Origin of the sequence: Pseudomonas sp. SIMBA_067 (assembly GCF_046534675.1) — a bacterium.
Taxonomy (GTDB): domain Bacteria; phylum Pseudomonadota; class Gammaproteobacteria; order Pseudomonadales; family Pseudomonadaceae; genus Aquipseudomonas; species Aquipseudomonas putida.
Map to the genome: position 1 here is coordinate 1 of NZ_JAWRYH010000690.1, position 261 is coordinate 261.

General features: G+C 63.6%; 1 protein-coding gene. It reads left to right on the forward strand.

What is annotated here, in order from left to right; genetic code table 11:
- On the forward strand, positions 1-261 hold a 261-nt coding region (locus SB765_RS30900; protein WP_410932658.1), incomplete at both ends, for an aminotransferase class V-fold PLP-dependent enzyme.

The window sequence follows — 261 nt, forward strand, 5'->3', positions numbered from 1 at the left end:
CGGAGCGCTGGAGTCAGCATCTTGCGACGCTGGCGGAAGAGCAGCTGGCGGAATTACCCGGTTTCCGCAGCTTCCGCTGTTCAAATGCCAGCCTGCTGGCATTTGAATTCGCTGGCCTGCATCACAGCGATCTGGTGACGCTGCTGGCTGAGCAGGGAATCGCCCTGCGCGCTGGCCAGCACTGCGCGCAGCCGTTGCTGGCGGCGCTGGGCGTCAGCGGCACGCTGCGGGCCTCTTTTGCACCCTATAATAATCTGCAGG